This window comes from Pseudomonas sp. ICBG1301, from assembly GCF_016918385.1.
Lineage (GTDB): Bacteria > Pseudomonadota > Gammaproteobacteria > Pseudomonadales > Pseudomonadaceae > Aquipseudomonas > Aquipseudomonas palleroniana.
The window spans coordinates 292444-307045 of record NZ_JAEKGB010000001.1 but is presented as its reverse complement, the minus strand read 5'-3'; the positions used below and the strand labels follow the sequence as shown (position 1 = coordinate 307045).

At 61.8% G+C, this 14602-nt stretch carries 17 protein-coding genes; 4 read left to right on the top strand and 13 right to left on the bottom strand.

The features are described from left to right. The first annotated feature begins 132 nt into the window (after positions 1 to 132). The 4 genes from JBE38_RS01425 to JBE38_RS01410 all read left to right on the top strand — a co-directional run bounded on the left by JBE38_RS01425 (position 133) and on the right by JBE38_RS01410 (position 3297). Complete coding sequence (locus tag JBE38_RS01425) at positions 133 to 438, top strand: hypothetical protein (protein WP_104994444.1); 306 nt, start codon at positions 133 to 135, stop codon at positions 436 to 438. Positions 439 to 880: 442 nt separating this feature from the next. Then, entirely contained in the window at positions 881 to 1105 is a 225-nt protein-coding gene (locus tag JBE38_RS01420) for a hypothetical protein (protein ID WP_126844866.1), read from the top strand. A 279-nt stretch (positions 1106 to 1384) separates the two neighbouring features. Next, the gene (locus JBE38_RS01415; RefSeq protein WP_060756075.1) at positions 1385 to 1867 is read left to right on the top strand and encodes a hypothetical protein; all 483 of its coding nucleotides are present in this window, start codon (positions 1385 to 1387) and stop codon (positions 1865 to 1867) included. A gap of 146 nt (positions 1868 to 2013) precedes the next feature. Next, complete coding sequence (locus JBE38_RS01410) at positions 2014 to 3297, top strand: OmpP1/FadL family transporter (RefSeq protein WP_060756076.1); 1284 nt, start codon at positions 2014 to 2016, stop codon at positions 3295 to 3297. A gap of 64 nt (positions 3298 to 3361) precedes the next feature. On the opposite strand, the gene JBE38_RS01405 is transcribed toward JBE38_RS01410, so the two are convergent. The 13 genes from JBE38_RS01405 to cobO form a co-directional block, all read right to left on the bottom strand. Then, on the bottom strand, positions 3362 to 3910 hold the full coding sequence (locus JBE38_RS01405) for a glutathione peroxidase (protein ID WP_090369483.1): 549 nt from the start codon (positions 3908 to 3910) through the stop codon (positions 3362 to 3364). 149 nt (positions 3911 to 4059) lie between these two features. Then, complete coding sequence (locus JBE38_RS01400; RefSeq protein ID WP_090369481.1) at positions 4060 to 5268, bottom strand: MFS transporter; 1209 nt, start codon at positions 5266 to 5268, stop codon at positions 4060 to 4062. Positions 5269 to 5322: 54 nt separating this feature from the next. Next, positions 5323 to 5727: a MarR family winged helix-turn-helix transcriptional regulator gene (locus tag JBE38_RS01395; RefSeq protein ID WP_060756079.1), complete on the bottom strand. Its 405-nt coding sequence runs from the start codon at positions 5725 to 5727 to the stop codon at positions 5323 to 5325. A gap of 42 nt (positions 5728 to 5769) precedes the next feature. Next, positions 5770 to 6498 carry an adenosylcobinamide-GDP ribazoletransferase gene (locus tag JBE38_RS01390; RefSeq protein WP_205343400.1) on the bottom strand — a complete coding sequence of 243 codons (729 nt, stop codon included), beginning with the start codon at positions 6496 to 6498 and terminating at the stop codon, positions 5770 to 5772. A 2-nt stretch (positions 6499 to 6500) separates the two neighbouring features. Continuing rightward, complete coding sequence (gene cobC / locus JBE38_RS01385; RefSeq protein WP_126870991.1) at positions 6501 to 7076, bottom strand: alpha-ribazole phosphatase family protein; 576 nt, start codon at positions 7074 to 7076, stop codon at positions 6501 to 6503. Beyond that, positions 7073 to 8128, bottom strand: coding sequence for a nicotinate-nucleotide--dimethylbenzimidazole phosphoribosyltransferase (gene cobT, locus JBE38_RS01380; RefSeq protein WP_161549113.1), 1056 nt, complete (start codon positions 8126 to 8128; stop codon positions 7073 to 7075). Before cobT ends, cobC begins: the two co-directional genes overlap by 4 nt. After that, positions 8125 to 8646, bottom strand: a complete 522-nt coding sequence (cobU, locus tag JBE38_RS01375; RefSeq protein WP_090369472.1) for a bifunctional adenosylcobinamide kinase/adenosylcobinamide-phosphate guanylyltransferase — start codon at positions 8644 to 8646, stop codon at positions 8125 to 8127. Before cobU ends, cobT begins: the two co-directional genes overlap by 4 nt. Next, entirely contained in the window at positions 8634 to 10100 is a 1467-nt protein-coding gene (locus tag JBE38_RS01370) for a cobyric acid synthase (protein ID WP_205343399.1), read from the bottom strand. The genes cobU and JBE38_RS01370 overlap by 13 nt, the downstream gene beginning before the upstream one ends. Beyond that, positions 10097 to 11086: a threonine-phosphate decarboxylase CobD gene (gene cobD / locus JBE38_RS01365; protein WP_205343398.1), complete on the bottom strand. Its 990-nt coding sequence runs from the start codon at positions 11084 to 11086 to the stop codon at positions 10097 to 10099. Before cobD ends, JBE38_RS01370 begins: the two co-directional genes overlap by 4 nt. Further along, positions 11079 to 11987: an adenosylcobinamide-phosphate synthase CbiB gene (gene cbiB, locus JBE38_RS01360; RefSeq protein ID WP_205343397.1), complete on the bottom strand. Its 909-nt coding sequence runs from the start codon at positions 11985 to 11987 to the stop codon at positions 11079 to 11081. The genes cobD and cbiB overlap by 8 nt, the downstream gene beginning before the upstream one ends. After that, the gene (bluB, locus tag JBE38_RS01355) at positions 11984 to 12634 is read right to left on the bottom strand and encodes a 5,6-dimethylbenzimidazole synthase (RefSeq protein WP_060756087.1); all 651 of its coding nucleotides are present in this window, start codon (positions 12632 to 12634) and stop codon (positions 11984 to 11986) included. Before bluB ends, cbiB begins: the two co-directional genes overlap by 4 nt. Then, positions 12631 to 13950 carry a cobyrinate a,c-diamide synthase gene (locus tag JBE38_RS01350; RefSeq protein ID WP_205343396.1) on the bottom strand — a complete coding sequence of 440 codons (1320 nt, stop codon included), beginning with the start codon at positions 13948 to 13950 and terminating at the stop codon, positions 12631 to 12633. The genes bluB and JBE38_RS01350 overlap by 4 nt, the downstream gene beginning before the upstream one ends. Continuing rightward, positions 13947 to 14558, bottom strand: coding sequence for a cob(I)yrinic acid a,c-diamide adenosyltransferase (gene cobO / locus JBE38_RS01345; protein WP_205343395.1), 612 nt, complete (start codon positions 14556 to 14558; stop codon positions 13947 to 13949). The genes JBE38_RS01350 and cobO overlap by 4 nt, the downstream gene beginning before the upstream one ends. Positions 14559 to 14602: the final 44 nt, after the last annotated feature.

Sequence of the window (14602 nt, the reverse complement as noted above, 5' to 3'; positions counted from 1 at the left end):
AATGGTTATATCAAGGGAGCTTTTTGGTCCCACACCGCCTGAAAATGTTACCGACAAGGCAGGGCCAGGGACTTTTCAAATCCGTCCCGCCTCGCCACACTGCCCACCGACAACGCAACCGTGAAAGCATCCATGAAAGGCATTCTGTTATTCGCCGTGCTGTTGCTGGCGGTATGCGCGACCTCTTTGGGAATCAATGCAGTGTTGCCTTCACCCGACGGCGCGCTGTTTGCCGGCGCCATCCTGCTATCGGCCGCCTTTACCGCGACCAGCCTGTGCATCGAACTGGGCGAAGGCAGGATCAGTGACATGCGCGACGTGATGAAGGTGATCGAAGCCGGCCAGTCCCTACGCCTGACAATCGCGGCTTACGGCCTGGGCTGTGCGCTGGCCGCATCCCTGACCGTACTGGTCTATCGTGGCCTGCTCGGTGCCTGATTGAAGTTTTTCAGCTAGCACACTTCCCTTCCTTGTTTCAATCCGTTACTATCCGCGGCGTTAGTACCAAGCTGAAAGTCAATTCTGGTCGAACAAGTCCCCTTAAAAACACGGGATCGACCACCTCGATGGTTTCCAGGTATCACTTGCGACGACACTGCCTTTGAACAAGCAAAGGGTGCCGCCAAGTCTCAATACTCTGACCGAACCAACCTGCAAATTGATCAGGATCTTCACCCCGGGCCCAGAACCTTTGCCCTTGTTGTGTCGCCTGCCCTCCTAAGTACCTACCTGCCAGCCCAAGCGCGCCAAACTTATCAGCGCTTCAACTGGCTGCTTTGTTCCAGTCGGGTTCTTCGCTTGATCAATGGTGATCAGCGTTACTGGAACGTTTTAACGTTGCACGGTTCTTATCCGTGTCATTTGTAGGAACACCAATAATATGCACGCTCAAATCCACACTCAGGATGCCATTCGCACCCTCACTAACGCTTTTGCCCCAATGAACTGCCTGATCATGGCTGCTCGCAAAGGCTGCTTCAGCTTCACTCTGGTCAACGAACACGGCATCGCGCGTCACAGCGAACGCCTGTACCCCGATCAATACTCCAGCGCCGAACCGCTGCAGGCTGTGATCGATCGCACCCGTCAGGCATTGACTGCCTGATCGACCCAGGTCGCTGAAATACAAAAACCCTGTCTGACGGCAGGGTTTTTTATTGCCTGAAATTCGGTAGTTGAGCTTTTGTACTAAGTTCAAATAGATATAAACGTTATAACTAAATGAAGGAAATATTTTAAAAACAGTCCTTTACATCGCAAATATGACACTACACTTCAACTCAGGCGGCATGATCCGCTTCCGACGGGGCCTGAGATCCAATTCACCGCTGCCAAGCCCTCCTCTCTCAGGCCTCGTCATCCACTTTCATGGATTGAGGCTTGTATGGGTATCGCCGCCAGCGAATTGTGTCGTTATGTGATCCGGCCGACGTTGATGTACCTCGGCCGCCATGATCCGACAGCCGAATCTCTGCTGCTGGGCATCGCCGCCAGCCAATCGGAACTGGGTTCCGCCCTGCATGATCGACGCGGCCATGGCCTATACAGCATCACCGAACCTCGGCACCGCGCCCTCTGGGACGACTACCTGGCGCTCGACCCCGAACGTGCCAGCCTCGTGCGTGGGCTGGCCAGCCAACATGCATTCCTGAGCGCCCCGCAGCTGGAGCTGACGGTGAACTTGCGCTACGCCACGGCAATCGCCTGGTTACTGGTGGAACAACACAGCCCTGCCCTACCCCCGCCAGGTGATGTATTGGCGATGGCGCGTATCTGGAAAGAAATATTTCACCCTCAAGGCCGCCTGCGGGATTTCACCCGTGCGTGGCAAACCTGTGTTTCACCCATGAATCAGGTGACTTGTTGATCAGGCGTTTTGCAAGATTCGGCTAAAAACGGCGAATCTGGTCGGATTGTCCTACAAAACCGCTCTATCTCCTGATTTACGGCCTATAGCGCTAACTCAAATTTATTGCTACTTTCCGCAGCGGTGATCACCACGGAGTTCTAATAATGAAAAAAGTAATGCTCAAGACCACACTTAGCCTCGCCGTTACCATGGCATCTTCCCAACTGTTCGCAAGCGGCTTTGCCTTGAACGAGCAAGACGTTGCCGGGATGGGTACGGGTTTCGCAGGCCGCTCTTCTTCTGCGGATAACGCAAGCACTGTCTACGGTAACCCTGCTGGTATGGCTCGCCTGCAAGGTCAGCAAATCACCGGTGGTGTTGCTGCCATCGATGCCTCCACCGATATCAAAGATGCCGGCGGCCGTTCTTTCGGCAGCAACAAAGGCGACATGGTGCCGTTCACAGGCGTCCCATTCGGCTTTTACACTAATAAACTCAATGATCAGTGGGCCATCGGCTTCGGTGTGTATGCACCGTTCGGCCTGGTGACTGATTATGAAAGAGGGTTCCAGGGTCGCTCGTTCGGCAGCTACAGCAAAGTGTCTGTCATCACCCTGCAGCCGACCGTCAGCTACGCCTTCAACGACCGGGTTTCCATCGGCTTTGGCCCGACCATCAACCGGATTTCCGGCAAACTGGAATCCGAGCTGGCCCTGACGCCAAACCCAGCCGTCCCGAACACCAACGTCACGATCAAAGGCGACGATACTGCTGTCGGCTTCAACGTTGGTGTGCTGGTACAAGCCACCGACACCACGCGCGTGGGCCTGACTTACCACTCCAAAGTCAGCTACAAGCTGGAAGGCCACACCGAAGTGAGCGCGCCGACCCCTACCGCTGCGCTGTTGGCCAGCGGTAAATACGACGCCTCGTTGAAAATCGACACGCCCGAGTCCTACGACCTGTCCGTCACCCAGGACATCAACGATGCCTGGAAAGTCTATGCCGGTAGCACCTGGACTCGCTGGAGCCGTCTGAAAGACATCACCGTCAACAACGAAGGCGTCACCCGCGCCGGTGGCCTTGCAGCACCGCAAATCGTGGGCTCTATCTCCGAGCCGCAGAACTGGCATGACACCTGGGCATACGCCGTGGGTACTTCGTACCAGGTTACCAAACAAGTGGTACTGCGTACCGGCCTGACCTTCGACCAGTCGCCAACCAACAACACTGACCGTTCGCCACGTATTCCTACCGGCGACCGTACGATCTTCAGTGTGGGCCTGGGCTATGAAGTCATGCCAAACATGATGGTCGACCTGGCTTATTCCTACCTCAAGGAAGAGCCGGTCAAGGTCAACAAGACCAACGCTCTGGGTTCGTCCTATAGCGCCAAGTACGAAAACAGCGCCAACGGCTTCGGCTTGGGCGTGACGTACAAGTTCTGATTCACGCTGTATAAAAAAGCCCCGCTCTCCCGTAAAGGAGGCGGGGCTTTTTCGTGGCCGAAGATCAGGGTTTGGACGCCAGCGCCTGCTCAACCGCCTTGATCAGATCCGGGTTGTCCGGCTTGGTCAAACTGGAAAAATTGCCGATCACCTTGCCTTGTCGGTCGACTACGTACTTATAGAAATTCCACTTCGGCGCGCTGCTCTGTTGCGCCAGGATCTTGAACAGGTGCACCGCATCCGGGCCTTTGACTGTCTGCGGTTCGGTCATGGTAAAGGTCACGCCGTAGTTCACGTAGCAGACCTTGGCGGTCTCTTCGCCGGTCTTGGCTTCCTGCTTGAAATCGTCGGAGGGCACGCCAATCACTTCCAGCCCTTGGCCCTTATAGCGTTGGTACAAGGCTTCGAGCCCTTTGAATTGCGGGGCGAACCCGCAGAAGCTGGCGGTATTGACGATCACCAGAGGTTTACCAGCAAAGCGCTGGCACAAATCGATGGACTCCTTGGCCCGCAACTTGGGCAATTGCCCCTCAAGCAGCGCCGGGCAATCGGCAGCCATGGCCACACTGCCAACAGCCATCAGGACGGGTATAGCGAGCCAGCGCATCAACATGTCGAAGGTCCTTGTTCAGTTCAGACACCGAACTTAACAGATCGCCATGCCTAACTGCATCAACGCCAAGCCGCCGTTCTGCCAGCCCCACCAGGCCAGCAACAGCAGGAATACACCTGCCGCCACTGCCAAACACCGCGCCGTTACACTCATGCTGTCTCCATCTGCGCTTCTAGCCGAGCCACCGGCCGTTCACGGACCGGCCAGTTCAGGGCCGCAGCGAGCAGGCTCAACAGGATAGCCACCTGCCAGATCAAATCGTAGTTGCCCGTCCGATCATAGACCACGCCGCCCAACCAGCCACCGAGGAACGAACCGAGCTGATGGAACAGGAACACAATCCCGCCGAGCATCGACAGATTTCGCACACCAAATAGCGTCGCTACCGTGCCATTGGTCAGCGGCACGGTCGACAACCACAGGAAGCCCATGGCCATGCCAAACAGGTAAGCCGTGACTTGGGTCACCGGCGCCCACAGGAACAGCACGATGACCACCGCACGCAGCAAATACAACCCAGTGAGCAAGCGCGGCTTGGACATGCGCCCACCGAGCCAACCGGCGGTGTAGGTGCCAAACACGTTGAACAGGCCAATCAGCGCCAGCACCGTGGTGCCTACGGTTGCTGGCAAGTGCTGATCCACCAGATAGGCCGGCAGGTGCACGCCGATAAAGACCACCTGGAACCCACAGACAAAGAAGCCGAAGGCCAGCAGCCAGAAGCCGGAATGGGAGCAGGCTTCACTCAAGGCTTCGCGCATCGTTTGCTGGCCGGCCAGGGTGGGCAGCGGTTTGTCCTTGAGCATCGCGACCAGCGGCAGGATCAACGCCACCATCATGCCCAGCGTCAGCAAGGCGGCCGACCAGCCCAGCCAGCCGATCAAACCCAAGGTGCCCGGCACCATAGCGAATTGGCCAAAGGAACCTGCGGCGCTCGCAATGCCCATGGCCATACTGCGTTTTTCCGGTGGCACGGCGCGTCCCACCACCCCCAGAATCACCGAGAACGAAGTACCCGACAGCCCGATACCGATCAACAACCCCGCACTCAGGGACAACGACCACGCCGAATCGGACATGCCCATCAGCACCAGGCCGACGGCGTATAACACGCCACCGACAAACACCGCCTTCGTCGCGCCAAAACGGTCGGCCAAGGCTCCGGTAAAGGGTTGCGCAATGCCCCAGATCAGGTTTTGCAGGGCGATAGCGAAGGCGAACGTCTCACGCCCCCAGCCGAATTCGGTGCTCATCGGCCCCAGGAACAGGCCGAAGCCATGCCGTACGCCCAGGGACAACGCCAGGATCAGCGCACTCCCCAACAAAACCCAGCCACTGGTGCGCCACATCGTGGTCATTTCTTATTCTCCGCTCGCGGGTATATACCCGCTTGTATTCGAACAAACTCGCTTTCAAGCGAGTTCGTCCAGCAAGGCCAACAAGGTTTCGCGTTTTTGCGCACCCAGTCGATCGATCAGTTTCTGCTGCGCCGCCTCCCAGGCCGGCAAGGCGGCGGCCAGTCGTTCCTCACCCGCCGCAGTCAGCAGCACCAGGCGGTTGCGCAGGTCATCGCCCTCGACCAACTGCACCAGCCCCTCCCCTTCCAGCACACGGAGATTGCGCCCCAAGGTGCTGCGATCCAGCCCCATGGCCTCGGCCAGGCTGGAAATACTCGGCTGGTCGAGACGTTGCAGGTTACACAGCAGAGAATACTGGGCGACGTTGATCCCGAAGCCGTCGAGAGCGCCGTCGTAATGCCTGCTGACGCCACGGGCGGCACGTCGCAGGTTGGTGCATAAACACTGGGAGGCAAGCATAGAGCGTGTATATACCCGGGATTAAGAAAATGCAAGAAAGTGTTACAGCACCAGCGCGATCAGAACGGTCATTTCCAGTAGCTCCAGCAGCGCCCCGGCGGTGTCGCCAGTGGTGCCGCCCAGCCGGTTGACCATCAATTGGCGCAAGCCGAAAAAGCTCAGCGCAGCGATTAAAACGGCTACGCCGCCGCTGAAGCCGCCGATCAGCAGGCAGGCCAAGCCACTCAGGATAAGCACCTGCTGGCCGACGATCCGCGGTAAATGATCCGCCAGCGCCTGCCCCAGACCGCCGGCACGCACATAACGCGTGGTCAGGAACAACGCCAGCATCGAAGCCCGCCCGATCAACGGCGCGAGAATCAGCGCCACGCCATTGCGCTGCTCAATCAAGGCCACCAAGGCGGTGAACTTGAGCAGCAGCACCAGGCCCAGCGTCACCACGGCAATCGGGCCGCTGCGCGGGTCCTTCATGATGGTCAGCGTGCGCTCGCGGTCGCCGAAGCCACCGAGCCAGGCATCTGCGCTGTCGGCCAGGCCGTCCAAGTGCAAGCCGCCACTGAGCAACACCCAGGCCGTCAGCAAAAGCGCGGCGTGCAGTAACAGCGGCGCGCCCATCAGCGCGATATTCAGGCCCCACAACAGCAACCCGAACAGTAAGCCCACCAATGGATAAAACAGCAGCGAACGCCCCAGCTCCTGAGGCTGCGGCATGCCTGGCAAACGAATCGGCAGGCTGCTCAGAAATTGCAGGGCGATCCAGAACGGCAGCATCGTCAGGGTCCTTCCGTCAACACGCCATCGGCCGCCACGTGCAGGCTGAACAATCCAGCGTGGCCGACTTCGACGTTCAGCAACTGTTCCCGAGGCAAACCGCGCGCCTGCGCCAGCAGCAGGCGCATCACACCACCATGGCTGATCAGCAATACGCGCTCGCCGGCATACGCCTGATGCAAGCGTGAGACGGCGCCGAGCACCCGCTTGGAAAAGTCGCTGACCGGCTCGCCCTCAGGCGGCGTGAAGCGGTACGGGTCGGCCCAGAACAGGCCCAGCCCTTCGGCATCGGTTTGCATCAGCGCCGCCGCGCTCTGCCCTTCCCAGGCGCCGAAGTGCAACTCTTGCAGATCCTTTTCCAGACTCACCGGCAGAGTGAGGCGTGCGCCCAGCTCCTGAGCGAACAGCGCGCAACGCTGCAATGGGGAACTGATCAACCGATCCCATGGGCCCCGCTCCACCACGGCGCTGCGCATCTGCTCCCAGCCCTTGGCGGTCAGCGCGTCGTCCAGGCTACCGCGCAGGCCACCGCCCAACTCGGTTTCGCCGTGGCGCAGCAGGTCCAGGTACAAGGTCATGCCGGACGGTCTGCCACAGCCGCTTCGGCGAAGGTCGCCATCTGCCCATGCAGCGCGCAAGCCAGGCGCAACAACGGCACCGCCAGCGCCGCGCCGCTGCCTTCGCCCAGGCGCAGACCCAGCGCCAGCAACGGTTGTGCCGCGAGGCTTTGCAGCACCGGCCGATGGCCCGGCTCCGCTCCCCCATGGCCGAACACCAGCCACTCCCGGCACGCCGGGTTCAGGCGCGTAGCGACCAATGCGGCAACCGTGCAGATAAACCCATCCACCAGCACCGCCACGCCCTCCTGGGCACAGGCCAGATAGGCACCGACCAACGCTGCAATTTCAAACCCGCCGAGGTTGAACAGGGTCTGCAATGCATCGTCACGCTGATCGGCATGCAATGCGAGTGCACGCTCGATGACGGCGACTTTATGGCTGACCCCCTGGGCATTCAGACCGGTGCCCGGGCCTGTCAGGTCACTCACCCGGCAATCGAGCAAGGCGCACGCCAAAGCGCTGGCGGCGGTGGTATTGCCGATGCCCATTTCGCCACCGATAAACAGTTGTGCACCGCCTTCCAAGGCACGCCGGGCGCTGTCACGACCCGCTTGCAGGGCCAGGCGCCCTTGCGCTTGAGTCATCGCCGGGCCGCTGACGAAATTGGCCGTGCCCGCACCAATGTTCAGGTGGCGCACGCCGGGCAAATTCAGCGAGGGCGTCACGGTGCCGAGGTCGATCACTTCCAGCTGCGCATCCAACTGCCGCGCCAGCACGCTGATTGCCGCGCCGCCGGTGACGAAGTTATGCAACATCTGCCCGGTCACTGCCTGCGGGAACGCCGACACGCCTTCGGCTACCACGCCATGGTCACCGGCGAAGATGGCGATCCACACGTGATCCACCGAGGGTTTGAGCTGGCCTTGCAGGCCGGCCAACTGCACCGCCACAGCCTCCAATTGACCGAGGGAACCGGCCGGCTTGGTCAATTGCTGCTGGCGTGCCAGCGCTTGTTCATGCGCAGAGGCATCGACGGCCTTGCAGGGGTTGAGCCACCAGGTGTCAGTCATAACGCAGTACCTTTCAACGTCAGGGGCAAGCCGGCAACCGTCAGGACAACGCGCTGACACCGCTCGGCCAAGGCTTGATGCAGCCAACCGGCTTCATCCACATAGCGGCGAGTCAATTCGCCCAGCGGCACGACACCCAGACCGGTCTCGTTGCTGACAAAAATGATTTCCCCCGGCAAAGACGCCAGGGTTTCCAGCAACTGTTCGCGCTCATGCAGCAAGCGCTCGGCATCTTCGAGCATCAACAGGTTGGTGAGCCACAGCGTCAGGCAATCCACCAGCAGGCAACGCCCGGGCGCGGCGTTTTCGCGCAACACCCGCGCCAGCTCGACAGGCTCCTCGATCAAGTCCCAGTGCACGGGCCGCCGCTGGCGATGCTGGGCGACGCGCTCGCTCATTTCGCCGTCCAGCGGCTGGCTGGTGGCGATATAGATGACGGGCAATCGACTGTCGGTGGCGAGCTTTTCAGCAAGGCGGCTTTTGCCGGAACGGGCACCGCCGATAATCAGTTGGTGCATGCTGCCACTCCACACAAAGTGCGCAATAAATCGGTATCCAGATGCTGCTCCACCAGATCCGCCAGACGCTCGATATCGCGCTCGCGCAGGGCGTGGTAATCCACGGCTTGCACGTCGACCAGACCGGCCCAGCGCAGCAAGGCACTGCACGCGGCGGGCGTCTCGAACAGGCCATGCAGATAGGTGCCGAGAATCTGCCCGTCCGCACTCTGGGCACCGTCATGACGACCATCGTCCAGCAACACGGCCGCTTTCGACAGCGCATCGCCGGACGTCACCCCCGCATGAATTTCATAACCACTGACCTCGGCGTCTTCCAGCAACAAGCGCCCGCGCACGTTGCGCAATTGCTTCTCGGCTGCCAGCGTCGTGCTGAACGCCAACAGCCCCAAGCCCTCGCTGGACCCGGACGGCCCTTCCAGCCCGAGCGGGTCATGCACCTGCTCGCCGAGCATCTGCAGACCGCCGCAAATCCCCAACACCTTGCCGCCGTAGCGCAGATGCCGGGCCACGGCAGTGTCCCACCCATTGGCGCGCAGATACGCCAGGTCGCTACGCACGCTTTTGGAGCCCGGCAGGATGATCAGGTCGGCCGCCGGGATCGGCTGGCCCGGCCCGACAAATTGCAAGTCCACCTGAGGGTGCAGGCGCAGGGGGTCGAAATCCGTATGGTTGCTGATGCGCGGCAATACCGGCACCACCACCTTGAGCACTTGGGCCGCCTTGTCGATCTGGCGCGAATCAATGCCATCCTCGGCTTCCAGGTGCAGGTCCAGCACGTAGGGCAGCACGCCCACGACCGGCTTGCCGGTGCGCGCTTCCAGCCAATCCAGCCCGGGCTGCAACAACGCGATGTCGCCGCGAAAACGGTTGATGACAAAACCCTTGACCCGGGCCTGCTCGGTTGGCGATAGCAGTTCCAGGGTGCCGACCAGATGGGCGAACACACCGCCGCGGTTGATGTCGGCGATCAACAGCACCGGGCAATCCACCGCTTCGGCAAAGCCCATGTTGGCGATGTCATTCGCCCGCAGGTTGATCTCCGCCGGGGAGCCGGCACCTTCCACCATCACCACCGGGTAGGCGGCGTTCAACCGTGCGTGAGAGGCCAGCACCGCTTGCAACGCGATGGCTTTGTAGTCGTGATAGGCCACTGCATTCATGCTGGTCACGGCGCGACCCTGGATGATCACTTGGGAACCGGTGTCGCTATTGGGTTTGAGCAGCACCGGGTTCATGTCCGTGTGCGGTGCCAGGTGGGCAGCCTGGGCCTGCACTGCCTGGGCACGACCGATCTCGCCGCCTTCGGCCGTCACCGCGCTGTTGAGCGCCATGTTCTGCGGCTTGAAGGGTGCCACCGCCACGCCCTGGCGTACCAGCCAGCGGCATAGCGCGGTCACCAGCGTACTTTTCCCGGCATCGGAAGTGGTGCCTTGCACCATCAGCGTACTCATGCTGCTTCCTTGTAGGCCGTCAGGGCTTCATCGAGTCGCAGCCAATCCGCCTCGGTGTCAGGCAGGCCGAAACGCAGGCTGCTGTCGTGGACAAACAGGCGTAACAAGATGCCGCGATGAGCCATGAACGCATGCAGGCGTTCTGCGTGCGGTGTGATCAACCACTGGAACAACGCGCAGCCGCCGTGCGGCTGAAAACCATGACGCTCAAGTAGCTCATACAAACGTCGGCCGGCGTCGATGCACCGTTGACGCTGACGCGCGTGCCCGGCGCTGTCACGCAGGCACACCTGGCCCAGCACGCGTGTCGGCCCGCTGACCGTCCAGGGGCCAAGTTGCTCGGCCAATAACTTGAGCAATTTGCGTTCGGCCAGTACGAAGCCCAGGCGCACACCGGCCAAACCAAAGAACTTGCCGAACGAGCGCAACACAATCAGGCCAACCTGATCGGCCTGCCCCGCCAGGCTCAGTTGCGGGGTAACGTCCATGAACGCTTCGTCCACCACCAGCCAACCGCCGCGCTGGGCCAGGCGTGAATGCCACTCCAGCAGGCGTTGCGGGGCCAGGCTCAGGCCGGTGGGATTGTTCGGATTGACCACCACCAGCACGTCGAGGGCATCCAGGAAAAAGTCGACTTCCTGCTCCTGCACCTCGCGCACCACATACCCGGCGCGGCGCCAGGCTTCGGCGTGCTCGGCATAACACGGCGACAGCACGCCGACCTTACCGGTGCGACGCAGGCGCGGCAGCAATTGGATCGCCGCCTGGGAACCCGCCACCGGCAGGACATGCGTGGTGCCGTAGTACTCACTGGCCGCCGCTTCCAGGCCATCATCGGTTTCCGGCAACCGCGCCCAGGCCCGCAACGGGATCTCCGGGATCGGCCACGGCCAGGGCGCCAGGCCACTGGACAGGTCGAGCCAATCGGCTTCGGCAATTCCGTACTGAATCGCTGCCTTACGCAGCCGACCACCGTGCTCAAGCATAGAATTGCGCCCCCGCGCAGAGAATCAGCAGCCATAACCATACGCCGCGCTGCACCAGTTGCCAGCCACGCTCGATGGAATCGGCATCGGCTGCCGGGCCTTCGCCCAACGGTGGACGCTGATGCAACTCGCCGTGATAAATCGCCGCGCCGCCTAGTTCGACACCCAATGCCCCCGCACCGGCCGCCATCACGGGCCCCGCATTGGGGCTGTCCCAGGTTCGGCCCTGGGTGCGCCAGCATTTCAGCGCCAGGCGGGTGTTGCCCAGCACGGCGTAAGTCAACGCCACCAGGCGTGCAGGAATATAGTTGAGTAGATCATCGATCTTGGCGGCCGCCCAGCCGAAGCGCTCGAAGCGTTCGTTGCGATAGCCCCACATGGCATCCAGGGTGTTGCTCAAACGGTAGAGCACCACGCCCGGCACACCGGCCACCACGAACCAGAACAACGCGGCGAACACCGCGTCACTGCCGTTTTCCAGCACCGACTCGGTGGCGGCGCGGGCGACTGCGGTGGAGTCCAGCTCACTGGTCTGACGGCTCACCAGGTAACTCACACGTGTACGCGCCTGTTCCAGGTCATCACTGCGCAACGCCTGGGCCACCGGCATCACGTGTTCGCCAAGGCTGCGCATGCCCAGTGCACAGTACAACGCGAGAATCTCCAGCACCCAACCGATGTAGGGCGCCCAGGACAACGCCGTGGCCAGCACGGTCAGCGGCACCACTGCGATACACCACGCGGTCACGCCATGGCTGCGCCAGCCACGGCCACCGGTATTGAAGCGCTGCTCGATGCGCCCGGCGAAATTGCCGAACGCCACCAGCGGATGCCAACGCCTGGGCTCGCCCAGCAACGCATCCAGCGCCACCGCGGCGACACACAGCAAGGCCACACTCATTGACTCACTCCCCACACATTTTCATACAGCATGTCACTCAGCGGCCGTGGTTCGGTCCAGCCTTCGAGCTGCAACATAGGCGCCGGGTAGAACTCGGTCACCGGCCCCAGGCACAGCACCGCCAAGGGTTTCGCGCCGGGCGGCAGGCCCAGCAGCTCGGCCAGGGCCTGGGGCTCGAACAGCGAGACCCAGCCCATGCCCAACCCTTCGACGCGGGCCGCCAGCCACAGGTTCTGGATTGCGCAGGACAGCGACGCCATGTCCATTTCCGGCAAGGTGCGCCGCCCGAAAATATGCCGCTCGCGATCATCCATCAACGCTGCCACCAAGACTTCGGCGCAGTCGTGGATGCCTTCGACCTTGAGCTTCATGAATTCGTCGGAGCGCTCACCGAGGGCTTCGGCGGTGCGCACGCGTTCGTCCTCCACCAGTTGTTGAATCTGCCCACGCAGGGAGCGGTCGCTGATGCGGATAAACCGCCAAGGCTGCATCAGCCCGACACTGGGCGCCTGGTGCGCGGCCTGGAGCAAGCGGTGCAACAACTCAGGGGCGACCGTGCCGCCGCTGAAGTGACGCATATCGCGGCGTTCGGCGATAACGCGGTAGACCGCGTCGCGATCGGCCTGGGGGAAAGCGTTGTCACTCATGGTGTGGTTGCGACCTCGACATCGGGCGCAAACAGCGCGGCAACGGCTTGGGGGTTGGACGGAAAGTAGAAGTGTACGTACGAAGCGGTCATCCGCCCCTGACGATAAACAGCTTCGGCGCCGCGCCCACCATTGGGGCTCAAGCCTCGGGCAATCGGCTGCCACTGGGTGCTGGTCAGGGAATGGTGATAGGTGTGGCCGCGCAGCACCCCCTCCGGCAAGTCGACACTTTGCAGGGCCAGGGCGGCGAGTTTCTTTTGCATCACTGCGTCACCCTGCAGCAGGCCGACCAGTTCGACGCGGGTGCCCTCAACGTCCGTGAGCGAGTCCAGCAGGTAGAGCATCCCGCCGCATTCGGCGAGCAAAGGCTTGCCGGCAGCGTGGTGGGCGCGGATGGCGTCGAGCATCGGTGTGTTGTCCGACAGCGCGCGGTGGTGCAGCTCCGGGTAACCACCGGGCAGGTAGAGGCTGTCGGCGTCAGGCAATTCACAATCGTGAATCGGCGAAAAGAAGCGTAGCTCGGCGCCCATCGCCCGCAGCACGTCAAGGCTGGCGCCATAGGTGAAAGCGAACGCTTCGTCGCGGGCCACGGCAATACGTACGCCGGCGAGCAACGGCTCGGCCTCGATCAACTCCGGGGCGGCAAAGCTCACCGGCGGCGGCAGAGCCACCTCGCAGCTGCTGCCCAGGGCCTGGGCGGCAGCATCCAGGCGTACATCCAGGTCATTCAATTCGCTGGCTTGCACCAGCCCCAGGTGACGGCTGGGCAACTCGATCCCGGTTTCCCGGGAGAGTGCGCCGTACCAGCGCAGGCCCTCAGTGAGACTTCCTTCAAGCAGTTGCGCATGGCGCAGGGTTCCCACGCGGTTGGCCAGCACGCCGGCGAACGGCAAGTCCGGCTGGTAACGCGCCAGGCCCAGGGCCAGGGCACCAAAGGTCTGAGCCATGGCGGTGCCGTCGATCACGCCCAGGACAGGCACGCCGAAGTGACGGGCCAGATCGGCGCTGGACGGGGTGCCGTCGAACAGGCCCATCACGCCTTCGATCAGGATCAGGTCGGCCTCCCCCGCAGCTTCCCACAGTAGACGACGACTTTCCTGCTCGCCGACCATCCACATGTCCAACTGATAGACCGGCGCACCGCTGGCACGCTCGTGGATCATCGGGTCGAGAAAGTCCGGCCCGCACTTGAACACGCGTACCTTGCGCCCCAGGTTGCGGTGCAAACGAGCGAGCGCGGCGGTGACGGTGGTTTTGCCCTGGCCGGACGCCGGTGCGGCAATCAACACGGCCGGGCAATGACGGGGCTGATTCAAAGTTCGACGCCCTTCTGTGCCTTGATACCGGCCTGGAACGCGTGCTTGAGCATGCCCATTTCGGTGACGGTATCGCCCATTTCGATCAGTTCAGGCTTGGCACCGCGCCCCGTCACGACCACGTGCTGCATCGGCGGGCGGGCTTGCAGGTCGCTCAGTACCTGATCCAGGTCGAGGTAGCCGTGCTTGAGGGCAATGTTCAACTCATCCAGCACCACCAGGCCAATGCGCGGGTCTTGCAGCATTGCGCGGGAAACCGCCCAGGCAGCCTCGGCAGCGGCGATGTCGCGCTGACGGTCCTGGGTTTCCCAGGTAAAGCCTTCGCCCATCACATGAAAACGCACTTGTTCGGGGAAGCGGCGGAAGAACGATTCCTCACCGGTGCTGTTACGCCCCTTGATGAACTGCACCACACCGCATTGCATGCCGTGGCCCATGGCGCGAGCGAGCATGCCGAACGCCGAACTGCTTTTGCCTTTGCCGTTGCCGGTCAGCACCAGCAGCAATCCGCATTCGTTGGGGGAGTTGGCAATCCGCTCATCGATGACGGCTTTTTTGCGCAACATGCGCGCCAGGTGGCGTTCATCGCGGTCAGGGGAATCAGTCATGGCAGCTCTCCGTTGGGGCTGAACAAAAACGGCGGGCAGAAAAA

Bases quoted from the DNA above. Each gene is read 5' to 3' on its own strand.
- cbiB (WP_205343397.1), bottom strand. From the start codon at position 11,987: ATGAGTGTGGCCTTGCTGTGTGTCGCCGCGGTGGCGCTGGATGCGTTG.
- cobD (WP_205343398.1), bottom strand. From the start codon at position 11,086: ATGCTTGAGCACGGTGGTCGGCTGCGTAAGGCAGCGATTCAGTACGGA.
- JBE38_RS01370 (WP_205343399.1), bottom strand. From the start codon at position 10,100: ATGAGTACGCTGATGGTGCAAGGCACCACTTCCGATGCCGGGAAAAGT.
- bluB (WP_060756087.1), bottom strand. From the start codon at position 12,634: ATGAGTGACAACGCTTTCCCCCAGGCCGATCGCGACGCGGTCTACCGC.
- JBE38_RS01420 (WP_126844866.1), top strand. From the start codon at position 881: ATGCACGCTCAAATCCACACTCAGGATGCCATTCGCACCCTCACTAAC.
- JBE38_RS01395 (WP_060756079.1), bottom strand. From the start codon at position 5,727: ATGCTTGCCTCCCAGTGTTTATGCACCAACCTGCGACGTGCCGCCCGT.
- JBE38_RS01390 (WP_205343400.1), bottom strand. From the start codon at position 6,498: ATGCTGCCGTTCTGGATCGCCCTGCAATTTCTGAGCAGCCTGCCGATT.
- cobO (WP_205343395.1), bottom strand. From the start codon at position 14,558: ATGACTGATTCCCCTGACCGCGATGAACGCCACCTGGCGCGCATGTTG.
- JBE38_RS01410 (WP_060756076.1), top strand. From the start codon at position 2,014: ATGAAAAAAGTAATGCTCAAGACCACACTTAGCCTCGCCGTTACCATG.
- JBE38_RS01425 (WP_104994444.1), top strand. From the start codon at position 133: ATGAAAGGCATTCTGTTATTCGCCGTGCTGTTGCTGGCGGTATGCGCG.
- cobT (WP_161549113.1), bottom strand. From the start codon at position 8,128: ATGACTGACACCTGGTGGCTCAACCCCTGCAAGGCCGTCGATGCCTCT.
- JBE38_RS01405 (WP_090369483.1), bottom strand. From the start codon at position 3,910: ATGTTGATGCGCTGGCTCGCTATACCCGTCCTGATGGCTGTTGGCAGT.
- cobU (WP_090369472.1), bottom strand. From the start codon at position 8,646: ATGCACCAACTGATTATCGGCGGTGCCCGTTCCGGCAAAAGCCGCCTT.
- cobC (WP_126870991.1), bottom strand. From the start codon at position 7,076: ATGACCTTGTACCTGGACCTGCTGCGCCACGGCGAAACCGAGTTGGGC.
- JBE38_RS01400 (WP_090369481.1), bottom strand. From the start codon at position 5,268: ATGACCACGATGTGGCGCACCAGTGGCTGGGTTTTGTTGGGGAGTGCG.
- JBE38_RS01415 (WP_060756075.1), top strand. From the start codon at position 1,385: ATGGGTATCGCCGCCAGCGAATTGTGTCGTTATGTGATCCGGCCGACG.